The organism is Vulcanococcus sp. (genome assembly GCF_044369115.1).
In the GTDB taxonomy this organism is placed as follows: Bacteria; Cyanobacteriota; Cyanobacteriia; order PCC-6307; family Cyanobiaceae; genus Vulcanococcus.
Window position 1 is genome coordinate 1 of sequence record NZ_JBIPMN010000226.1, and the last position, 3,266, is coordinate 3,266.

General features: G+C 64.9%; 4 protein-coding genes. All 4 read left to right on the forward strand.

Features of this window, described 5'->3' with window-relative positions; genetic code table 11:
- Window positions 1–1,381 (forward strand): bifunctional orotidine-5'-phosphate decarboxylase/orotate phosphoribosyltransferase (locus tag ACIQ2E_RS13535; protein WP_398331578.1); only part of this gene is annotated, 1,381 nt, incomplete at its 5' end.
- Window positions 1,382–1,392: 11 nt separating this feature from the next.
- Complete coding sequence (locus ACIQ2E_RS13540) at window positions 1,393–1,719, forward strand: hypothetical protein (RefSeq protein ID WP_398331581.1); 327 nt, start codon at window positions 1,393–1,395, stop codon at window positions 1,717–1,719.
- A complete protein-coding gene (locus tag ACIQ2E_RS13545; protein WP_398331584.1) occupies window positions 1,716–2,699 on the forward strand; it encodes an ATP-binding cassette domain-containing protein in 984 nt (327 codons plus the stop codon). Before ACIQ2E_RS13540 ends, ACIQ2E_RS13545 begins: the two co-directional genes overlap by 4 nt.
- A gap of 1 nt (window position 2,700) precedes the next feature.
- A partial coding sequence (locus tag ACIQ2E_RS13550; protein ID WP_398331587.1) for a multidrug ABC transporter permease occupies window positions 2,701–3,266 on the forward strand: 566 nt, incomplete at its 3' end.

Sequence of the window (3,266 nt, forward strand, 5' to 3'; positions counted from 1 at the left end):
GGCCCTGCGCCACGGCATGGGCAACCGCTCGTTTCTGAGCCAGGCGCGCCACTGGATCAAAGCGGTGGTGGAAGCCACCAGCCCCCACGTGTGCGCGATCAAAGCCAGCCTTGGCTTCTACCAAGCCCTGGGGCCTTTGGGCCTTGAGCTGCTGCTGGAGGTGCGCGATCTGGTGCCGCGGGATCTGCCGCTGATCATCGATGCCAAGCACGGCGATCTCAATTCCTCCACGGCGCTGGCGCACTACTTGTTTAAGGATCTGGGGGTTGATGCGGTCACCCTTTCGCCCCTGGCTGGGCAAGACATCGCTGCACCGTTTCTGCTTTACGGCGATAAGGCGGTGGTGATCACCTGCCGCAGCTCCAATCCGGCCGCCAAACGCATCCAGTACCACCCCAGCGAGGCCGATCCGCTGTTTCTGCAGATCGTGCGCGAAAGCCAGCTCTGGGGCACGCCCGATCAGCTGCTGCTGGAGGTGGGAACCAGTGATCCTGCCGTGTTGGCGCAGGTGCGCCAGGCGGCGCCCGAGCGGGTGTTGATGCTGCGCAGCATCTGGAGCGAAGAAGAACGGCTCGATGGGCTGCTCGAGGCGGGCCTCAACCAGGCAGCCGATGGCCTGCTGCTGCCGCTGCCCCAAAACCTTCTGGTGGAAGACGACCTGAGCGAACAGGCCGAAGCGCTGAAACGACTGATCAACCGGCGCCGCCAACGCTGGCTGGAGAACCAGCCAACCGAGGCAAACACCAGCTGCGACGTGTGGCTGGCTGCACCAGCTGAACCATCCGGTCATCAAGACCCACTGGCGGATCTAATCCTCGATCTCTTTGACATCGGCTGCCTGCTGTTCGGGGAGTACGTGCAGTCATCCGGAGCGGTGTTCAACTACTACATCGACCTGCGCCAGATCATCTCCGACCCGAACCTGTTCCATCGGGTGTTGCATGGCTACAGCGGCCTGCTTGAGCAGCTGCAGTTCGATCGCATCGCCGGCATTCCCTATGGCTCCCTGCCTACAGCCACGGGCCTCTCACTGGCGCTGCACAAACCGCTGATCTACCCGCGCAAGGAGGTGAAGGCCCACGGCGCACGGCGCCTGATCGAGGGCGACTTCAACGAAGGGGATCAGGTAGTGGTTGTGGACGATATCTTGATTAGCGGCGGCAGCGTGCTCGAAGGCATCGCCAAGTTGGAAAGTTCGGGCCTGGTGGTGAACGACGTGGTGGTGTTCATCGACCATGGCGGCCGCAAAGACCGCAAAGCGCGCGAGCGGCTCCAAAGCGAGGGCTATCGCGTGCATGCCGTGCTCGACATCGAACGGATCACCCAAGTGCTGCTGCAGGCAGGCCGTCTCAGCCCCGAACAGGCGGCGGTGCTGGGCTGAGAATGATCGGCATGAACCACCGGCCCAAGCTGCTGCTCGTGGCGGCCCTGGCCTGCAGCATCAGCGCCTGCACGCCGAAGCCCAAGCCCCCGGCTGAACCAGCCAAGGCGCCAGTGGTGCCCGCCGCACCAAAGCCCAGACCCGACGGCGCAGCCACTACACCACGCTTACTGGAAGCGGTGGAGGGCGCGGCTGATCTGTTCAACCGCGGCGAAAACGACCTGGCCTGTGAACAGGTGAAACGCGCTGAGGGGGTGAAGCGATCGGGCTCTCCGGAAGATCTCGAACTCAGCCAGCGGTTGGAGCGTTACCGCCAGGCCTGCGAGCCCAACGGATGAGCGAGGCGATCGTGCTCGCCGAAGGGCTGAGCAAGAGCTTCCGGGTGGCCGATAAGCAACCGGGCTTGGTAGGCACCCTGCGCCATGCACTGCGGCGGAGCTACCGCGATGTGGCGGCGGTGCGGGATCTGAGCTTTGCCATCCAGCCCGGAGAGGTGGTGGGGTTTCTGGGGCCGAATGGCGCCGGCAAAACCACCACGCTGAAAATGCTCAGCGGCCTGATTCACCCCAGTGGCGGACGGGTGCAGGTGGCAGGCTGCCAGCCGCAGCGGCGGCAGGAGCGCTTCCTGCAGCAGATCACCCTGGTGATGGGCAACCGCCAACAGCTGATCTGGGATCTGCCGCCGCTGGATTCGCTGCGGGTGAATGCCGCGGTGTATGGGATCGATCCGATCGCAGCCAAGCGCCGCATCGCTGAACTGGCCGACATGCTCGAGCTCGAGGAAGAGCTGCATCGGCCCGTGCGCAAACTGTCGCTGGGGCAGCGCATGAAGGCGGAGCTGCTGGCGGCGCTCCTGCACGAGCCGGCAGTGTTGTTTCTGGATGAACCCACCCTGGGGCTGGATGTGAACGCCCAGGCGCGCGTGCGCGACTTCCTGGCCGATTACAACCGCCGCACCGGCGCCACGGTATTGCTCACCAGCCACTACATGGGCGACATCACGGCGCTGTGCGAGCGGGTGCTGCTGATTCACCAGGGCCGCCTGTTTCACGATGGTTCCCTGGATGCGCTCACAAGCCGCTTAGCCCCCTGCCGCGAAGTGCGGCTCGAGCTGCGGCAGGTGCATCCACGCGAGGCGTTTGAAGGCTTCGGCACGATCGAGGCCCATCAAGGGCACCAGGTGCGGTTGCTGATCCCACGCGAACAGCTCACCCAGCAGGTGGGGGTCCTGCTCTCACGCTTTGAGGTGGTGGATTTGGAGGTGCGCGATCCGCCGATCGAGGAGCTGATCGGTGGCCTGTTCCGGCAGCAGGGCTGAGATGGCACACAGCAACACGCTCAAACCCGTACAACGCGCCCTGCGCATCGCCGCAGCACTGCTGTCGAGCCAATACGCCTACATGCTCGAATACCGGGCCGAGATTGCGCTGTGGGCTCTCTCGGGGGTGTTGCCGCTGATCATGCTGGCGGTGTGGCAGGGCTCCGCTGGAGCCGCCGCCACAGGACTCACACCCCAGGGTCTGGGCCGCTATTTCCTGGCGGCGTTTGTGGTGCGGCAGTTCAGCGTGGTGTGGCTGATCCACGTGTTTGAGGAAGACGCCCTGCAGGGCAAGCTCGCGCCGCAGCTGCTGCAACCGCTGCAGCCGTTATGGCGCTACCTGGCGGCCCATGTCGCGGAGCAGGCCACGCGCGTGCCGTTTGTGGCGCTGATGCTGGCGGGGGTGTTGCTGCTGCAGCCGGAGTTGCTGTGGCTGCCCTCGCCGGGGCAGCTGCTGCTTGGAATCGCGGCGGTTCAAGCGGCGTTCATGTTGCGCTTTCTGCTGCAAACGCTGGTGGCGATGCTCTGCTTCTGGAGCGAGCGGGCCGCTGCCCTGGATCGGCTGCT